This window comes from Frankia sp. QA3 (genome assembly GCF_000262465.1).
In the GTDB taxonomy this organism is placed as follows: Bacteria; Actinomycetota; Actinomycetes; order Frankiales; family Frankiaceae; genus Frankia.
In genome coordinates this window covers 847,772-865,102 of the sequence record NZ_CM001489.1, presented here as the reverse complement: position 1 = coordinate 865,102, position 17,331 = coordinate 847,772, and the positions used below count along the sequence as shown (strand labels likewise).

Genomic DNA, 17,331 nt, shown 5'->3' with positions numbered 1-17,331 from the left:
GGACGCGTGCGGCTGAGCGGCGTCGAGGCCCGAGACCGGTTCGCGGCGGCCCGGGTGGCCCGGCTGGCCACCGCCGGCGCGGATGGTCAGCCGCTCGTGGTGCCCGTGACCTTCGCCGTCGAGGCGGCCGGTGTGCCCAGCGGGGCGGGGGGTGGCGAGGGCGACGGTGGCGACGGCGACGGCGCCCGTGGCGCCGTGGAGTCGGCCGCGACGATCGTGACCGTCGTCGACCACAAGCCGAAGAGCACCCGGCGCGGGCTGCGGCGGCTGCGCGACATCCGCGCCAACCCGCTGGTCAGCCTTCTGGTCGACCAGTACGACGACGACTGGACGCGGCTGTGGTGGGCCCGGGCCGACGGGCTGGCCCGCATCGTCGAGGCCGGGGATCCGCGGCACGCCGCCGCCGTCGCCGCCCTGACCGCGCGCTACCCCCAGTACCGGCAGGTCCCACCGACCGGACCCGCCATCGTCGTGACCGTGACCCGCTGGTCCGGCTGGGCCTACGCCGACTCCCCCGGGGCCGCGTGAACCACGCCGCGGCCCGCCCGGCCCCGGGGATCAGGCGCGGGGGCGGTCCCAGCCGGCGGGCAGCGCGTCGGGGGTCCGCCAGGACGGGTCCGGCCGGAAGTCGGTCCAGGTGCCGTCGAAGGGGAACGCGCCGGCCTCCACCAGCCGCAGCAGCCGTTCCCCCTCGGCCCGCACCGCGTCCGGGTCGGGCACCCAGTAGTGATCGGGGAAGGCGAGCCGTTCCTCCAGCTCGTGCTCGTCCTTCCACTCCCAGGTCCGCTCCGGCGTGACCCACAGATCGAGGTCGTGATCGGTGGTGTCGACTCCGACGAGGCCGTCGTGCCGCCAGGCGACGGCGGGCTCCTCCAGGTTGATGTACCAGCGGACGAACCGGCCCTGCCAGTCCCAGAACCACCACACCGAGTTGGCGCCCCGCGGCGGGACCAGCATGAAGATGTTCGGCCCGCGCCACACGGTCGTCGTCATCACCGTCGGTTGGCGGATCCACTCGGCGAAGGGCATGTCCCGCAGTCCGCGGCCGTCCGCGCTGAGCTCGACGGCCATCGGGCAGCCGTGCGGGATCCACAGCCGCAGGCCGCGCTCGTCGTGGCCGACGACGTGGCCGACACGGACGAAGACCAGCCGCTTCGTGGTGAACGACCGGTGCACGACCACCTCGCCGGGCGTGTACGGCGCGGCCGTCGCGAGGCTCCTGGCCGCTCCGTCCGACGCCGCCCCGGCTGCCAGCCGGGAGACCGGGTCGGTCGGGGACGTGCCCGCGGACGAGACCCCCGCCAGCCGGGGCGGCGGCGAGGCGGGACCGGGACCGTTGACCGCTGGACTCTCCGGCATCGTCACCGCCTGACTGTACGGCGAAGGCCCCCGCGGGCCGCGACTTCCGGCCCACCCGCCCGGACCAGACGCGTGGACCAACCAGGCCGGACGGCCCGGGAAGCCCGACCGGAACGGGCCCGCAACCGTGCCGCCACGCGGCCTCGTTTTGCTGGACGGGCGGCCTCGTGGGCAGCCCGCGGTCGAGTTCCACCTCCACACGGCCAACGGAGGAACGGTACGCCACGTGACCCCCGCCGCATCATCATCGCTGCCGCAATCCCCGTCCCGCGGCCGGCCGGCGCCGGCGCGCGCACGACTCACCACGACGGCCCGGACCATCTGGTGATCTCCGAGCATCCGGTCCTGCGCCGATTCTGGTATGCCGTCTGCTTCGCCGGCGACCTGACGACGGCGCCGCTGGCCCGCACGGTCCTCGGTAGCCCGCTGGTGCTACGACGGGCGTCACCCGAGGCAGCGGCGAGCGTCGCGCTCGACCGGTGCGCGCACCGTGACGCGCCGCTGTCGCGCGGCTGGATCGCGGACTGCCACCTGGTCTGCCCCTACCACGGGTGGGAAGGGGACGCCGCCGGGCAGACCCGGCGCATCCCGCAGTTCCCGGACGCGCCGTTCCCGACGAGGAGCGGGCTGACGATGCTCGCCGCACAGCAACGGTATGGTCTGGTCCGGGTCTGCCTGGACGACCTACCTGGTAGCCGACCCACCTGTAGTCGACCCGTCCCTCGCGGGCGCGCCGTTGACGAGGATGTCAGCCCGGCCGGCGACGTCCTCGGCGGCGAAGTACCGATCCTCGTGGCGAGCCCAGCGTTCCCAGTGCGGGGCGAAGGTGTCGCCGTCCCGGGCGAGCGCGCGCCGCCGTCGCACCGCCACCGGCGCCGCGACGCAGACCAGCCCGCTGAGCAGGGGTGCCGCGGCCCGGGCACCGGCGCCGACACCCTCGACGACCAGGATCGCGGTCGCCGGGTCCAGGGTCTGGTCGGAGCTGTAGCGCCGCTGGTGCCAGTCGTAGCGGCGCCAGCGCGCCCGCTCCCCCCGGGCCAGCGGCCGCAGGATCCGCGCGACGAGCTGGTCGATGCCGGCGGCAAGCCCGTCCCACCCGTCGTACAGGTCGTCCATCCGCACCACGGGCGCATCGAGGCGCTCGGCGACGGCCTGGGCGAGCGTCGTCTTACCCGCGCCGGAGCGCCCGTCGACGGCGAGCACCCGTGTGTCCCCCGCCCGCGCCCGCCGGCCGGCCAGCCAGAGCGCGATCCCCACCGGCGGGCTCGCCCCGACGCCCGTACCCGCGCCGCCGTCCACCACGTCGCAGATCCCCTCACTCTCGCTTCCCCCGCCGGCCCGCCGACAGCAACGCCGACGGTCGGCTCTCCACGCTGGGCTGCCGCGGTGGCTCCTACCAGCGCTGGGACCGTGCCGGCTGATCGGAATGCGCGCCGGCGCCGGGCCGGCGGGTCCAGTCCTCGCGGCTGACGGCGTAGATCGTGTGCGTCTCCTCGTGCAGGTACTCGGTGCCTGTCCGGCGCATGCCGAGGCGCTGCGCGACCCGGACGGAACGGGTGTTGGCCGGGACGATGGCCGCACACACCCGGTCGAGCTCGGGCCGCCGCCCCAGCACCCAGGTGATCGCCGCGGCCGCCGCCTCCGCGGCGTACCCCCGTCCCCACCAGGGCCGGCCGATGTACCACAGCGCCTCGACGCCCGGCCAGCCCGGCTCGTCCCAGAGCCCGGCCCGCCCGACGAGCGTTCCGCTCTCCCTTTCCACCACCGACCACGGCCCGACCCCGGTGAGCAGCCAACACCCGATGCACCCGGCCATCTGGTGCCACACGGCGTCCGGTGACGTGACCGGACCACCGACATGACGGGCGAACTCCGGGTCGGACCAGATCCGGGTGAACCCGTCGACGTCACCGTTCTCGATCGGCCGCAGGATCAACCGCTGCGTCGTCAGCCTAGGGATGGTCATGCCTTCATCGTTGCGCCCACATGGATGATCGGGCCAGCCGCCTGGACTCCCGCCCTATCCGGAACAGGGCCTCGAAAGCGCACATGGTTCGGACTGTCCGCGGGCAGCCTGCACCGTCATGAGTGGCGAAGCGCCTCCAGGACCTCATAGGCGACGTCCAGTTCCTCGTCCGTCGCGTCGTGCGGTTCGTAGCCCCGGCTGCGGATGTGCTCGACGAATTCCGGCTCCGGGGCGATCTCGTAGACGTCGAGATAGTAAGCGACCCCGTCGGACCAGATCCACGCGCCGTCGGAGCGATAGCTCATCGGCATTACCTCCCCTTTCGAGAGGTCGAGCGGATCCGTGGCGAGAGCGGTGGTTCGCAGCAGGAATCGCGCGCCCCGCCGGAAACGCAGCATACTTTCCTTCTCCGCCTGGCTGGATACACGCGCCCACTGCGAGAGATCGACAATTTCATCCGTATAAGAGTCATACAGCCTGGCCACACGGGGACTCCGTCCACCGACTTCAGACATAGTCACGTCCTTGTCCGGTCCGGATCGAAGCTGCGCCAGCTGCCCTCTTCGGTGGCCTTCGCACCATACCAGCTCCGCGTCTCCGCACTGTCGATCATGGGCACTCCGCGGTGGTTGACCCAGAGCGGGCCTGTCGGCGCCTCAACCCGCACGCCCAGCTCGTTGGCGAGGCCCTGCGCAACCGGCTTTCTTCCCGCTCCCGTGGAGCAGGACAGCAGCCGCACGGAGCGGTTCTGCCCGGTTTCATCGACCCGGATGAGATCTGCGAGATCCTCGGCACCCAGTGTCTCGCCGCCTACTCGGAACGCGGACGGGCTGCCGTGCAGATCCGCCGTGTAGAAACCCGTCTTCGGTCTCGGGGTAAGGGCGGACTGGCGCAGCCGTGCGTCGTCCGTCTCGAAGAAAGCGCGGCCGGCGGGAGTGGGCAGGCTCTCGTTGTAGATCTTCTCAAGTCTGCCGTCGAGTCTGGGAGTCTCGACCGGATCTCGTGCGTCCCGGATCTTCGCGCTATCCGGCAGGGCGCGCCCCGACGGATGTTCGGGGCCGAGCGCTGCCGTAAGGCCTTCCCGACCGGCAATCGGCCCGACCGGCAATCGGCCCGACCGACGGGGCCCGATCGACTGGATGATCGAACTTCGCAAGCTTTTGTCCGATCGAGGAGGCGGCGTCTCCCGATATCGGGGAGGACGGCTCCGGTACGCCAGGTTGTAGGTCTGCTTGGCGGGCCCGGCGTTCGAGTGCATCCAGTTTCGACTCGATCCGTGCTCGGTCCGCGTCCGGGGCCGCCAGCGAGCCGCGTTCGTCCGCACCGTAGGCCCGCGCAGTGGGATCGTCCAGCAGGCGCACCTTCGTCTCGACCGCGGCCGCCGACGAATGCGATCCGGCGGAACTCCATCCAGCGGACGGTGCGTCAACGTCGAACCACGGGTCGTCACGAACCATCGGCGCTCAGCGCACCAGTATCACCGCGCAAAGCCCCCACTACCATGCAAATCGGACGTTGCATGGCCGGCGCAGGAACTACTGATCTTTAATCCGCCAGGTCGAGCTGGAGCGGATCCTGCCCGGTTCCGGTTCCGCGGAACACCATGATCACCATCGGGGTCGGGTCGGGTCGGGTCGGGGGTGGGGTTGTGTGCCGGCCGGCGGCCGTCCATGGGCCGGTCCGACGCCGCCCTGGCCTGCTCGGCGGGTACCTCGCCGTCGCCGGGCCGAACGTGAAGCGATCATCATGATCCATCGACCGGTATCGCACATTGAAGATCAGTAGTCGCCCGGGAGCCGTGCCGCGGCAGACTGGCGCGATGAGTGGTCGCCGCGGCACGGTATGGCCGTTCTCGGTGTCCCCTGCCATCCCCCTCCGGGCGGCTTTCGGCCGGCGGCGCTACGGCCTCCCCGTGAGGCAGGGGCGTCCGCTGGTCAGCCGGCGGGCTGCAGGGACCAGCCGCGGTCCTCGGCGAAGATGGGCGACAGGGCGACCAACGGCGGGAAGATCAGCGCGGGGTGCAGCCCGAGGGTGAGGTCGTTCTCCACCACGCCGATGGTGACCGTGCCCGGCCGCGGGCCCTCGACGATCCGCCATTCGCGGGCCTCCGGGAGGGGCCGGACCCGCTCGAAGACGTCCGGGGAGCCCTCGAAACCGACGAAGAGCGGCGCGGAGGCCTGCCGGATGGTGTACGTGCCGTTACCGTTTTGCCCGCTTCCGGACTGCTGGATCTCCCACTCCTGCCCGGGGCCCTCACCCGGCAGGAGGAAGATGTTGTTGCGGTCGGGGGAGCTCAGAGTCAGGTTGTCCCGGCCGTCGATGCGGATCCGGTAGACGCCGTCAGCAATTTTTCCCACGGTCAACCCCGTTTCTGGTCGTGAAGCAGCCGGCCGTGACACGGCCGGCTTCGGGCGGGAGGATGCCGCGCCGCGGCGGGATGTCCCCTCCCGCAGCCGATGCCGGCAGGTCGCCGGCGCGGCGGATGCTGCGATGGCGCACGGGCACGCGGCTGCGCGGTGAACGTGTGGTTCGGAGGTGAGGTGCGCCGCCCGTGGCGCCGGGCACCATCATGCCCGCGCATGGTCCGGCAGGCCGCGAGCGCCACACCTCGATTCCGCGGGGCGGCGAAACGACCGCCACCGGGCTTCCTCGTCACTCTCGTACTGTCACGTCCGCGGACCTGCCCGGTTCCCCTTTCTTGTGGGGACGACCGGTAACGGGATAGCGGTCCGTTTACACGCGCCGCGAGATCGCATTGCGGGCGATGAGGTATTCCGCCCATCCCTACCGGGGGAAAACCACCAGACGAAGGCAGGGAATTCGGTGGGGAATGCTACCCGCACTCGTCGGCGGGGCGTGCCGGTCTTCCCGGGCGGACCCACGGCCGCTCGGCACCGACAATCCCGATGGAGTGCCCGCCGCGCGCGATGCTCCCCGCGCGGCCGTGCCGTGGACGACCAGGGCGGGTCGTCCACGGCACAGGGCGGCCGATCCGCGGCAGGTGGCCGCCCGGCCAGATTCCCGGGGCGCCCCCCCGTGGGCGGCCGCAGCTAGTCGACGCTCTCGAAGCTCCAGCCGTTGTCCTCGTTGAAGACCGGCGAGAGCGCGACCAGCGGCGGGAAGATGAGCGCCGGGTGCAGGCCCAGGGTCAGCTCGTTGTTCGGCACGCCGATGGTGAAGGTACCGGGCCGCGGGCCGTCGATGATCCGCCATTCCCGCGGCTGACCGAACAGCCGGACGCGCTCGAAGGTGTCCGGATCTCCGTCGAAGCCGAGAAACTGCGACGAGTCCCCCCGACGGATCACCCAGGTCTCGTTGTCCGTCCGCTGGACCTGCCATTCCTGCCGGCTGGTGCGCTCCGGCAGGAGGACGAGGTTGTCCCCACCGGCGGCGGTCAGGATCTGCCGACCGTCGAGCGTGATCCGATAAATTCCGTCGTTCACACTTGCCATGCTCCACCCCGTTTCCTGACGCGCGACCGGCCCAGCCCTGGAGCAACCGGGTTCCGCGCGAAAATCAGCATTGATGCCAGATGTGATTGTTCGTGGGCCGGATGGCGCCGTCAACCGGAATGGGGATTTCAGACCGAACCCGTGACGATACACGGAGATCTCTCATAGATATCAGGGAAAACCCGCACCGAAAAAGCTCCACACTTCGCGCCCGACAGCGTCAGAAGATGTCAGGTAAGCCGAACAAGGGACGAAAACGTCCAAACAGTGAGGCCACCACCGGCTGCAACCACAGACCGCCCTACTCGCCCACCCCGCCGTCCTCCTCGGACACCGGGTAGGCCCCACCGGCGGACCAACCGCCACGCGGCTCTCCGCCCGCGGACCACCGATCGCCGCGACGCGACAGGCCACGTCCGCCGCCCCGAGGCCACCCGTTGCGGGTCCGATGGCCAGCCGGCTGGCCATCGACAGGCCGTCCCGGATCGGGCCTCCACCCCTCGCTCCCTGGCGGCCGGGGCCTTGGTGGCGACCCGAACTCGCGGGGCGACCCGGACTCGCGGGGCGACCCGAACTCGCGGGGCGACCCGGAACCGTCGGGCTGCGACGCCTCCCCGGGCGGACCGGAACCGTCCCATCGCCCGGGAGCCGAGGCCGGTGAGGGGCCGGGTGGGACCGAACCGCTCCGAGGCGGCCCGCTCCCGGACGCCCCCGGGTCGGCGTCCGACACCCGTCGGCCGCCCGATTCCTGGACCCAGTCGTCGAACGAACCAGGCAGGTATGCCTCACGCGTCCGCCGGTCGAACTCCTCGGAGGGGTTCCAGCGCTGGAGAAAATGCCCCAGCTCCCGGGCCAGCAGGCTCCGGCGAGCATCGCCCGACGTCGGCAACACGCAGGTGACGAGCGCCCGGGCATGGTCCTCGAATGCCAGCACGGGACCGGACGGCGCGGCGGGCTGGGGCTGCCACGGTGAGGCGCGCTCCTCCCGTGGTTTGCCGGCGACGACCGACACCAGATATTCGAGTTTCTCGAGGGTCAGTCCAGTCCGATCGACGTCCGCGCTGGGGTTCAGGAGGTGCCAGAGGACCGCCGACCTGGTGGAGCCGAACACCCGCCCGACCCACCGCAGCTTCTGCCATTCCGGCACAAGATCGCCGGGCAGATCCGCAGGCGGCTCCGACGCGAGGAGCCAGTCCGAGGCCGGCAGCCGATCCGCCGCGGAAGGCAGGTGTGGGAGGGGTGTCCCGGAGGCCGGCGGCGCCGCGAACCGGTCGGACGGTGCCGCGGTGCGGCGCAGCCACGGGACGGCCGTGACCAGCGCGAGCGCGGCGGCAAGCAGCACCCAGACCACCGTGGGTCCGCCGGCCAGATGTCCGAGCAGCAGCGGAGCGGCGACCGCGCACAACAGGCTCACCGCGGCCGGGATCCGGCTGTCCCGCCCGGTCACCACTCCTCCTCGTCACCGGCGAGGTCCGCCGTGCGGCCCAGCGCATCGACGTCCCTCGTGGCATCCAGCGGTTCCCCGCCTCCGAGGAGATAGTCGATACGGGCGACCACGCCGGCGCGCGCCGCGTCCAGACCTCGGCCGTGACGGGACCCAGCCGAATACGCGGCCCGCACGCCGGGGGACGGTGACGCGGAGGACGGTGACTGCGTCAGGTTTCCTGGCCCCGTCAAGGCACCGGTGTCGAGGCCCTCGCGGTCGGCGTGGCAGCAGACCAGACGGAGGGTGGCGAGCAGGTCGAAGCGGTCCCGCAGCCCGTCGACGAGCAGGTCGGCCAGCCCTGTACGAGGCGGTTCGATGTCGGTGTCCGGGCCGTCCAGCCACTCGACGATGCGCTGCTCGACCGCGGGCGACAGGCGGGACTGCGAGCGCCGATCAGAACCGGCGGCGCCGAGATCCTGGTCGATCACGTCGACCCAGCCGGCACGCAGCAGGTCGCGGACGTCGGCGTCGTCGACCGCGCGCCACCCGCCGTGACGTTCGCACAGCCGGGGAACGGCGGCCAGCCGCAGGAACACCTCGCGGTTGCCGGCACTGCCGGCCACCGGCTGGGGCGCGCGCAGCACCCGGTCCAGCAGGTGGCGGTAGCCCTCGGGGTCGGCGGTGGCGAGCCGTTCGGCGGCGACGAGTGCCCTGGCGGCCACCTGTGGGTCCTCGTGCGCGGTGAAGTTGTGCAGACGGGTCAGCGCCTGCCGCGGATAGGTGAGGGCGACGAAGTCCTCACAGAGCTGGACGCAGAGCAGGGCGAGGTACGTGTTGAGGTGGCGGTTGCGCGACCAGGTGAGGATCGCCCGCCGGAACGCCACGCCTCCCGTGCCCTCCTCGCGCACGGCAAGGCCCTCCTCCAGCAGGCGGGAGCAGCTCCCCATCGCCGCGGCGCCGCGGCGCTCCACCCACCGCCGGGCGAGGGTCAGGGCGTCCTCGGGCCGGTCGACCCGCAGCGACTGGGCGGCGAACCGCACGCCGAACTCGCCGAGGTCGCGTGCCGTGAGATGCCGGTCGGCGTCGACGACCACCGCCACCGCCCAGCCGAGGAAGTCCGCGCGCAGCAACGGGTAGTTGTCCCAGGCGTAGCCCCGGACGATGGCGGCGCGCTGCGGCGGGTCGAACTCGATCCGGCGGCGGTCGTTCCACCCGATGCCGAGGTCCCGCAGCCGCAGGCGGTACCCGGGGCTGGCGAGTGGGTGGGTGTCGACCGGCGGGAGCCCACAGATCGCGGCGAGGCGGCGTTCGGCAGCGAGGACTGCGTCGCGGTCGGCGCCCGCCAGCATCGCGGCGGCGACGAGCAGCGAGGCCCGCCGTCCCGTCGCGTCCTCCGCGAGCAGCTTGTCGATCTCCTCGCCGCCCCTGGCGTCGTCCCGGCCGACGGTCTCCCATGCCTGTCTCAGACAGGTCGCCGGCTCGTCGCCGGGATGGTCGCCCTGCCATCGGGCCGCCTCGCGGGCGACGCGGCTGACCTGGTCGATGGTGGCGCCGGCGAGCCCGGCGAGTACCGGGTCGACGAGCGTCGCGTCGGAGGGTGCCGCGGCGGGCGGAGCGGCGGCGGGCGGAGCGGCGGCGTTGAGCAGCGACGCGAGTCCGGCCGATGGCCGCGGCAGCAGGGCCTCCCAGTGTCGGGTCAGCACCTCCCGCCAGTCGGGTCGGCCGAGTGGCTCCGCCAGGGTGCGCAGCTCGACGGGCAGCCACGCCTCGGCATCGGGCGGAAGCAGCACCACGAGATGCCTCTCGGCTCCGGCATCGCCGACCCGGGCACGCAACGCCTCCAGCCGGCGGGTCTGCTCGGCGGCGGGCGGCAGGTCGGAGCCGCAGAGGTCGAGCAGCAGCCCGGCCCGTCGCGGCACGTCGCGGGGCAGCGCGCCGGGATCGGCCTCGTCGACCTCGACGGGAAGACGCCACACCTGGGACAGGCCGGCGGCGGCCCCACCGGCCTGCGCGGCCAGCAGTCCCCCAGCGGTGCGGCGCCCCTGCCCCGCCGCCGCGAGCAGCAGGACCATCCGCTCACGTTCCAGGACCGCCCGCGCCCGGGCCCAGCCGTCGGGGCGCACGAAGACGTCGGCGAGGTCGCGCAGCGTCGAGGCCGCCAGCGGCGCGGGCCGCCCGTGGCGGCGGCCGGCCTGCCGGACGTGATCACCAAGGAACGTGACGACATCGCCGGCGACGGCGATGGCGGCCCCGTGCGCCCCGGACTGGGCGGAGAGCAGATCACCTTCGCCCGTGTGGGTGGGGCCGCCGGGGTTGACGGCGAGGCCGCCGCCGACGGAGCCGATTCGCCAGGTCTCGTCGGCGGCCGAGTCTCCCGCCGGCTCGGCGGCGAACATGCCCGCGGCCGGATCGTCCCCGTCCCAGCTGCCGACGGCGAGGCGCGGGTCCGCCGCGGCGGGGCCCGCCATGCCCGGGTGGTCCGCCGCCGGGTCGTCTCCGGAGGGAGAACCCCCCGCGGGAGAACCCGTCGCGGCGGCGCGCTGCGGGAGTTCGCCGTCCGGCAGGAGCGGCGGATGGTCGTGGTCGTGGTCGTGATCAGTCATCGTCGGCCCCGTCGGACCCGTGGTCGTCGCCGTCGTGGTGGCCGGGCCGGTCCTGCCGGCCGGATGGGGGTGACGCCGCCTGGGTGAAGGTGTAGCCGCTGAAGGAGGAGCGGTCCACCGGACCGTTGATCTGAGGGCCGGCGCCGTGATGCTCGCTGCGGTGCTCCGTGCGCGGCCCGAGGTACTGGTCCCGGCCGGCGGAGTAACTGTCGCGCCGGGTCGAGCGGAAGTCGCCCGAGTTGAGGTCCCCGAAGCCGTTGTGAGTCGGGCCATTGCTGCCCACCGATACACCGCCACCCACGTTGCCGACGCTGAGAGACGATCCGGAGCCGGCGGGTCCCCCGCTGGGCTCGCTCGTGTGCGAGGGGGCGTGTCGTCGGGCGCCGTCGCGCCCGGCCGGGTCGGGCGGGGCCTGCGGCGGCCGGAAGCCCCGGTTCAGCAGGCCGCCGGTCGGCCGTGGCACCCGGAGGTACGCCGTGCCGCGGTACGTCTTCTCCGCGACGTCCACGGCCACGAAGTCGCCGGGGCCCAACCGGCAGAAGCCGCCGGTCACGGCGTCCTCGAAGGCCCGCGACGACAGGATCGCGGCGACGAGGGTCGCCTGCGGGTCCGAGTCGTCGAGCAGGTGACGCACCGCGTCGGCGTCCAGCAGCCGGTGCAGGGCGATCCGGGCGTCGCCACTGCCGTCGCCGAGCCGATTCGTCCCGGAGTCGGTCACCGGGCCGATGTTCAGGCTGACGCGCATCCGCAGCGGCCGGCCGCCGCCGGCGCCCGTCGACGCGACCCGGTTTCGGTCCTCGAGCTCCCGTTGCAGGTTCTCCAGGAACGGGTGCACGAGGAGGGGCAGGGTCCACGACTCCAGGACGAGGACGTGCCCGTCCCCGGTGCTGATGTCATAGCGCTTCGCCGCCGTCCAGTCCGGCCAGCCGCAGCGGCGAAACGTCTGGTCCAGCAGGTTCGGCACCTCGCGGGTCAGACTCTCGTGCCAGCGGCCGGGCACGCCGCTGAAGTCCTTGATGTCGACGACCAGCAGGGCTCGGTAGGGCGGGAGCTTCGCGGCCGGGGCGGGAACAGCACTGGTGTCGGGCGGGGAGGTCATCGTCGGTCCTCCAGGTGGGGGTCGGTCCTTCCGCTGAGGCGGAAGAACACGGACCGAAGGTCCGCGGCAACAGCGTCGTGGCCGGCGCGGGCGGAAACCGTCCAGCGATGGACGGTCCGACGGTTACCCACATCACACCCGCCGCGGCCGGGCGGGCGATCAGCTCGCCAGCAGTCCCGCCTCCAGCCGCAACAGGCGCAGATCGGCGACGGCAAGCCGGGGACCCGGGCGCAGAACGCCGGCCGCCCGAAGTGCCGCCACGTGAGCGGCCACCGTGCTGCGGCCGAGCCCCAGCGATCCGGCGACCATCTCCAGTGAGAACGGCACCCGCATCGGGTCTGCGAGCTCCGGGCCGGCATGGGCGACCACGTCCAGCATCAGCCGGGTGATCTTCTGTCGGGTCGGAAGATGGACGAGCCGGTGCTGGTAGGGCACGGTCTCAGACAGCTTGCCCACCAGATAGTCGGCGAGGGCGCCGCGGGCGCCGTGCCGGTCGAGCAGCGCATCGAACGACGCCGCGGTGACCCGATACGCCATGCACCGGTCGATCGCCTGCACGGTGGCGGTGCGACCACCGCCGATCCGGGCCATCTCACCGATGACGTCTCCGGGGGCGCGCAGTGCCAGCAGCAGCTCCGCCCCCTCGGCGTCTGAACGGACGACCCTCACCCGGCCGCGAGCGAGCAGAAGCAGGAAGTCGCCTGGGTCGCCCTGGCGCAGGAGCGGTTCTCGAGGCCGGAAGTGACAACGAGTGCCGGCGTGGACGAGAAACTGCCATAGTTCGTCGCCGAGCAGGGCCCGCATTCCCCGCCGCACAGGTCGGATGACATCGGACATTCCGCAGGGGTATCGCAACCGCTTAACGGGAGCCGGGGCGAGGACGGCTTCATGTGGGACCTGTGACCAGTCGACCCAGAATATCCGGACAATCCCGTTTGCCATCCGCGCCCCGCGCCAGGCCGACGCCCGACCCGTCGGATGGTCGTCCCTGCTTCGCGCCGGCGACGGAGAGGCCATGTAGTCGTCGCCCAGTAGCTTGTCAGTTGCTGGAGCTTAGCGGTGGTTCACCGGTCCACGGTTGTTATCAACCTCCAGCAATTCGCCGCGTAGCAAAGCAGAGGCCAGCGGTCCGGGGCGGGGCCCCGCCCCGGACCGGTGCTGCGGGCGCGGCGGCCTGGAGTACGGACGCGGTTCAAGGCGAGTTAGTGACGCAGGCCGCGTGGGAGGAACCAGACCTGGCGCGGCTGCTGGGCTGCGACGTCGGCGGTGCCGGCCGAGGCCCGCGGCATCCCGCGGCAGACGCGCATCACCCAGCGCGCGGGCATGGCGGTCCTCTCGGCGGGCGCGCAGGCCAGCCGCGGACGGGAGGCTCGCCACAGCCTGGTTAAGGCACGAGCGGAACTGGCCGGATGGGTGGCCTGGATGGGACGGGCGGTGGCGACGGGACGGGCGGAGAGGGACGGGGCCGGGTGGGCGGCGCGGCGGCGCAGGGCGGGGATGGTTCCGGCGAGGCCGCCGAGGGCGAGGGCGGCGGTGTGGCCGATCCCGTCGAGCTCGCCGTCGGTGACGCCGTACATCATCGCGGGGCCGACGACGACGAGGGTGACGCCGGCGACGGTGCGCAGCCGGCGGCGGGCGGGCAGCGCGACCAGGGCGGCGAGGGCGCCACCGACGGCGTAGCTCGGGCCCACGTCGAGCACGTGCAGCGCGCTGGACGGCAGGCCGCCGGTCGCGACCCGAAGCCCCAGGATCCCCTCCGAGATCAGCGTCGCCGCGGTGTGGCCGCCGAACGCGACCGCGAGCGCCGCCACGCTCCCGACCGTGGCCTCCAACCCGCCGACGGCCAGGGCGGCGAACGCCAGCCACGGCGCCACCGGCCCTTCGGCCACCCAGGGGATGCTGCCGACGAGGACGCCGATGGGGTGGTGCAGCATCTGGTGCAGTGTCGTGCTGCTCGCCCACTGCCAGCGGGTGGCGAGATCCGGGTCCACCCCGCGCAGCACCCGCGCCGCGACGAGCACGCCGAGCAGAACGCCCGTCACCGGGAAACGCCGCGGCGCCAACCGCAGCCACGGAGCCCCCCGCGACGTCGTCCGGTGCGGTGCCAAGGCCCGGTGCGGTGCCAAGGCCCGGTGCGGTGACGACGCCCGGTGCGGTGACAGGGCAGCGCCGCCCACGAGGGCGGAACTCAGGCGCCGACCGTCGCGGGGTCGACCCGGCAGCATCACGGAACACCCCCGCCCGAGGAGGATCAGCGTCACCGTCATGACATCGTGACCCGCCGCGGCATTCCCCGCCACCCATCGAGGCAGCGTCGATGTGCCGACCGCCACACGCCTACCGCCACACGCCGACAGCCACCGTCCCGCCCGCGACGGCCAGTCCAGCCCAGCCCAGCTCAGCCCGGTGGCCGCACCCGAGGTCAGACCGGCGCGGCGGGACGCGCGGCCTGGCCGAGCGGGGGATGCGCGGCCGGTGGCCGGACGGGGACGGCGGTGGTCTGCGGGAGAGCCCAGGCCAGGCCGTCGCGCAGCGCCGGGCGCCACACGCCGAAGTCGTGGCCGCCGGGACGCAGCCGCAGCCGGACGGTGAACCCCGACCGCCGGCCCAGGATCGACGCCATCGCCCGGGTGTCGCCCAGCGACTCGTGGTCGCCGAGTCCGCAGTCGAACCAGATGCGCACCGGCGGGTCCGGCGCCAGCGTGGCGGCGTAGCGAGCGGGAGTGTTCGCGGCGGCGACCCGGGCGAGGTCGGGGCGGTGGCCGAACAGGCCGACCATGCCCCCGTCGTGGGTGGGCCGGTCCATCCCGGACATGTCGACGATCGACCCGACCAGGTCGCGGTGGCGCAGACCGAGGTTCAACGCGCAGAAGCCGCCGGCCGACATGCCGGCGAAGACCCGGTCGGCACGATCTGGCCGGGCGCGCAGCCGGGCGTCGATCGTCGGGATCACGTCGTCGACGACGTAGGTCTCGATGTGCTCACCGGGCCGGTCGACGCATTCGCTGTCGTCGAGCCAGCCGTGGCTCAGCCGCGGGGCGACGAGGATCGCCGGCCGGTGGTCGCCGGCGAGCCAGGCGCCGGTCTGCGCGGCCCGGTCCGCCCGGTACCAGTCGACCGGCACCCCCGGGGAGCCGTGCATCAGGTAGACCACCGGGAAACGGGCGTGCGGCTCGGTGAAGTACTGCGGCGGCAGGTAGACCAGCGCCTGCTGGACGCCGAAGCCGCTGCGGGCGCCGGGCACCGGCAGGTCGATGACCGAGCCGTGCGGGTGGGTCCGCGCCGGCGCGGCGGCGACCGCGTCCCGGGTCGACGCGGTCGGCCAGGACCTGACCCCGATGACGTCGTCGACCCGCGGCAGGTAGCCGTAGTGGGCGTTGACGAGGTCGGCGGCGGTGGCGAGGCTGAGCAGGACGGCGACGCCCGCCGTCCCGGCCGCTGCGGCCCGGCGGCCGCGCCGTGCCAGCCGCAGCCAGCCCACCCACGCCGCCAGCGTCACGCCCGCGAGCGTCAGCAGGAACCACTTCCCGATGATGACCAAGGAGCCCACACCCCACCCCCGCAGCGCCGCGCCGTCCGAGTCCGCCCGCCGGCCAGTCCGCCCGTTGGCCGAGTCCGCCCGTTGGCCGCGGTCAGGGCGCACCCGGCGCCCGTGCCCGGTCGTCCTCGGGGGCTTGGCGCTCGCGGCGGGGTCGGCGGGCGGCGGCGAGCAGCGCGCCGGGGCGGGGCACGTGGTCACGCCAGCGAGGCCGGACGAGGAACGCCTCGGCCTCGAGCATCGCCAGCGCGATCCGCGGCAGTTCGGCGGTCGCCGGATAGCAGACGAAGCGAGGCTGCCAGGTGGGCTGGAACTTGGCGTTGAACCGGTAGAGGCTGTCGATCTGGAACCAGCGCGACAGGAACAGCAGCGTGCCGCGCCAGCAGCGGATCACCGGCCCCGCGCCCAGGCGCTCGCCGCGTTCGAGGGCGGAGCGGAAGAACGCGAAGTTCAGCGACACCCGCGCGACGCCGAGCTGCGGCGCCTGGCGCAGGGTGCTGACGATGAGGAACTCGTTGAGCCCGTTGTCGGCCGACCGGTCGCGCCGCATCGCGTCGAGGGACAGCCCATGGCGCCCCCACGGCACGAAGTGCAGCAGCGCCCGCAGCCGCGGTTCCCCGCCCGCCGAGTCCGACGGGTCGGTCGGCTCGGCGGGGTCCGCCTCGGTGTCACAGGCGGCGGTCTCGTAGGCGAGGACGACGACGCAGTCGCCGTCCTCGGGATCGCCCAGCCGGCCGAGCGCCATCGAGAAGCCGCGTTCGGTCTCGCTGCCGCGCCACGCCGCCGCCTGCGCCTTCAGCCGCGCGACGTCGTGCGGCGCGAGATCGCGGACCCGGCGGGCGACCGCGGTGTACCCGGCGCGTTCCACCCGCGCGACGGCCTGGCGGACGTTACGCATCGCCCGGCCGTCCAGGGTGAAGGTGGCGGCGTCGACCACGGCCTCGTCGCCGAACTCCAGTGCGCTCAGCCCGGCGCGGGTCCACGCCGTGCCGCCGGCCTCCGAGCAGCCGATCACTGCCGGGGTCCAGGCATGGTCGGCGGCCTCGCGCAGGAACTCGCGGATCGCTCCCGGCCACGCCTCCCGGTCCCCGAGCGGATCACCGCTGGCGAGCATCACCCCGGAGACCACCCGGTAGGCCACGCACGCCTTACCGGACGGTGACCAGATCACCGACTTGTCGGAACGCAGCACGAAGTAGCCGAGCGAGTCGGCGTCGCCGTGCCGGTCGAGCAGCGCCCGCACCCGGGCCTGGTCCTCCTCGGTCAGCCGCGGCTGCGGCTGCGGTGGGCGCAGCGCCAGGTAGCCGGTGGTGCCGATGGTCACCATGCCCAGCGTGAGCAGCACCCGATCCGCGAGATCGGCGAACCGGTCGGAGGTGAAGTGCAGCGGACCGGGGACGCCGACGAGCCCCAGCACGATCTGTTCGAGCTGGGCCGACCAGGCGTGCGGGCCGGCGATGCGGTGCTCGCGCAGATGCAGCAGCAGGAAGCCGATCCCGATCGAGACGGCGGTGAGCAGCAGGCCGGCGCCGAGCGCCCGCCAGCGGGTCGTCGGGTCGCCCTTGGCCCGGAACTCCCCGCGGACCAGCACCAGCGCGCCGAACAGGGCGGCCGACACCGCCGCCTCGTCGTAGTCGAGCCCCTTGGCGACGTGCAGGGCGACGCTCAGCCCGAGCAGGACGATGACGGCCCGCCACGCCCGGCGCTTGCGCCGACGCAGCCCCGTGGCGAGCAGGACGAGCAGCATGCCCACGACGACGGTGAAGGCCGCGGCCTGCCGGGAGGCCGCCGCGGGCAGCAGGACCCGCAGGTCCGCCAGCCGGGTCCGCCATTCGGGGGTCAGCGCGGACACCACGTCGCCCAGCCCGACGGTCAGGGTGAGCAGCGC

At 73.3% G+C, this 17,331-nt stretch carries 15 protein-coding genes and 1 pseudogene; 2 read left to right on the top strand and 14 right to left on the bottom strand.

Annotation, left to right across the window (positions count from 1 at the left end):
* The first annotated feature begins 6 nt into the window (after nucleotides 1–6).
* Nucleotides 7–528 carry a TIGR03668 family PPOX class F420-dependent oxidoreductase gene (locus FRAQA3DRAFT_RS03430; protein ID WP_009737677.1) on the top strand — a complete coding sequence of 174 codons (522 nt, stop codon included), beginning with the start codon at nucleotides 7–9 and terminating at the stop codon, nucleotides 526–528.
* 30 nt (nucleotides 529–558) lie between these two features.
* Here the strand turns inward: FRAQA3DRAFT_RS03430 and FRAQA3DRAFT_RS03425 are convergent, their stop codons facing one another.
* On the bottom strand, nucleotides 559–1,359 hold the full coding sequence (locus FRAQA3DRAFT_RS03425) for a DUF402 domain-containing protein (protein WP_009737676.1): 801 nt from the start codon (nucleotides 1,357–1,359) through the stop codon (nucleotides 559–561).
* A gap of 72 nt (nucleotides 1,360–1,431) precedes the next feature.
* Between FRAQA3DRAFT_RS03425 and FRAQA3DRAFT_RS38385 the strand changes: the two are divergent.
* Nucleotides 1,432–1,899, top strand: a pseudogene (locus FRAQA3DRAFT_RS38385) (Rieske 2Fe-2S domain-containing protein); the annotation flags it as partial.
* Between the two features lie 144 nt (nucleotides 1,900–2,043).
* On the opposite strand, the gene FRAQA3DRAFT_RS33995 reads toward FRAQA3DRAFT_RS38385, so the two are convergent.
* The 13 genes from FRAQA3DRAFT_RS33995 to FRAQA3DRAFT_RS03350 all read right to left on the bottom strand — a co-directional run.
* The gene (locus FRAQA3DRAFT_RS33995; protein WP_009737675.1) at nucleotides 2,044–2,661 is read right to left on the bottom strand and encodes a dephospho-CoA kinase; all 618 of its coding nucleotides are present in this window, start codon (nucleotides 2,659–2,661) and stop codon (nucleotides 2,044–2,046) included.
* A 91-nt stretch (nucleotides 2,662–2,752) separates the two neighbouring features.
* Nucleotides 2,753–3,325, bottom strand: coding sequence for a GNAT family N-acetyltransferase (locus FRAQA3DRAFT_RS03410; protein ID WP_009737674.1), 573 nt, complete (start codon nucleotides 3,323–3,325; stop codon nucleotides 2,753–2,755).
* 116 nt (nucleotides 3,326–3,441) lie between these two features.
* Nucleotides 3,442–3,810 carry a hypothetical protein gene (locus FRAQA3DRAFT_RS03405; RefSeq protein WP_232291902.1) on the bottom strand — a complete coding sequence of 123 codons (369 nt, stop codon included), beginning with the start codon at nucleotides 3,808–3,810 and terminating at the stop codon, nucleotides 3,442–3,444.
* A 32-nt stretch (nucleotides 3,811–3,842) separates the two neighbouring features.
* A complete protein-coding gene (locus FRAQA3DRAFT_RS03400; RefSeq protein WP_232291901.1) occupies nucleotides 3,843–4,481 on the bottom strand; it encodes a hypothetical protein in 639 nt (212 codons plus the stop codon).
* A gap of 778 nt (nucleotides 4,482–5,259) precedes the next feature.
* Complete coding sequence (locus FRAQA3DRAFT_RS03390) at nucleotides 5,260–5,682, bottom strand: hypothetical protein (RefSeq protein ID WP_009737671.1); 423 nt, start codon at nucleotides 5,680–5,682, stop codon at nucleotides 5,260–5,262.
* A gap of 693 nt (nucleotides 5,683–6,375) precedes the next feature.
* A complete protein-coding gene (locus FRAQA3DRAFT_RS03385; protein ID WP_035920532.1) occupies nucleotides 6,376–6,777 on the bottom strand; it encodes a hypothetical protein in 402 nt (133 codons plus the stop codon).
* A 301-nt stretch (nucleotides 6,778–7,078) separates the two neighbouring features.
* Nucleotides 7,079–8,224 carry a hypothetical protein gene (locus tag FRAQA3DRAFT_RS03380; protein ID WP_009737669.1) on the bottom strand — a complete coding sequence of 382 codons (1,146 nt, stop codon included), beginning with the start codon at nucleotides 8,222–8,224 and terminating at the stop codon, nucleotides 7,079–7,081.
* Complete coding sequence (locus FRAQA3DRAFT_RS03375; RefSeq protein ID WP_035920530.1) at nucleotides 8,221–10,806, bottom strand: hypothetical protein; 2,586 nt, start codon at nucleotides 10,804–10,806, stop codon at nucleotides 8,221–8,223. The genes FRAQA3DRAFT_RS03380 and FRAQA3DRAFT_RS03375 overlap by 4 nt, the downstream gene beginning before the upstream one ends.
* Entirely contained in the window at nucleotides 10,799–11,905 is a 1,107-nt protein-coding gene (locus FRAQA3DRAFT_RS31195) for a hypothetical protein (protein ID WP_009737667.1), read from the bottom strand. Before FRAQA3DRAFT_RS31195 ends, FRAQA3DRAFT_RS03375 begins: the two co-directional genes overlap by 8 nt.
* A 159-nt stretch (nucleotides 11,906–12,064) precedes the next feature.
* Nucleotides 12,065–12,742 carry a Crp/Fnr family transcriptional regulator gene (locus tag FRAQA3DRAFT_RS03365; protein ID WP_035920529.1) on the bottom strand — a complete coding sequence of 226 codons (678 nt, stop codon included), beginning with the start codon at nucleotides 12,740–12,742 and terminating at the stop codon, nucleotides 12,065–12,067.
* A 365-nt stretch (nucleotides 12,743–13,107) separates the two neighbouring features.
* The gene (locus FRAQA3DRAFT_RS31190; RefSeq protein WP_157467058.1) at nucleotides 13,108–13,947 is read right to left on the bottom strand and encodes a rhomboid-like protein; all 840 of its coding nucleotides are present in this window, start codon (nucleotides 13,945–13,947) and stop codon (nucleotides 13,108–13,110) included.
* A gap of 380 nt (nucleotides 13,948–14,327) precedes the next feature.
* A complete protein-coding gene (locus FRAQA3DRAFT_RS03355; protein WP_009737664.1) occupies nucleotides 14,328–15,455 on the bottom strand; it encodes an esterase family protein in 1,128 nt (375 codons plus the stop codon).
* Nucleotides 15,456–15,537: 82 nt separating this feature from the next.
* On the bottom strand, nucleotides 15,538–17,331 hold a 1,794-nt coding region (locus FRAQA3DRAFT_RS03350), incomplete at its 5' end, for a phosphatidylglycerol lysyltransferase domain-containing protein (protein WP_009737663.1).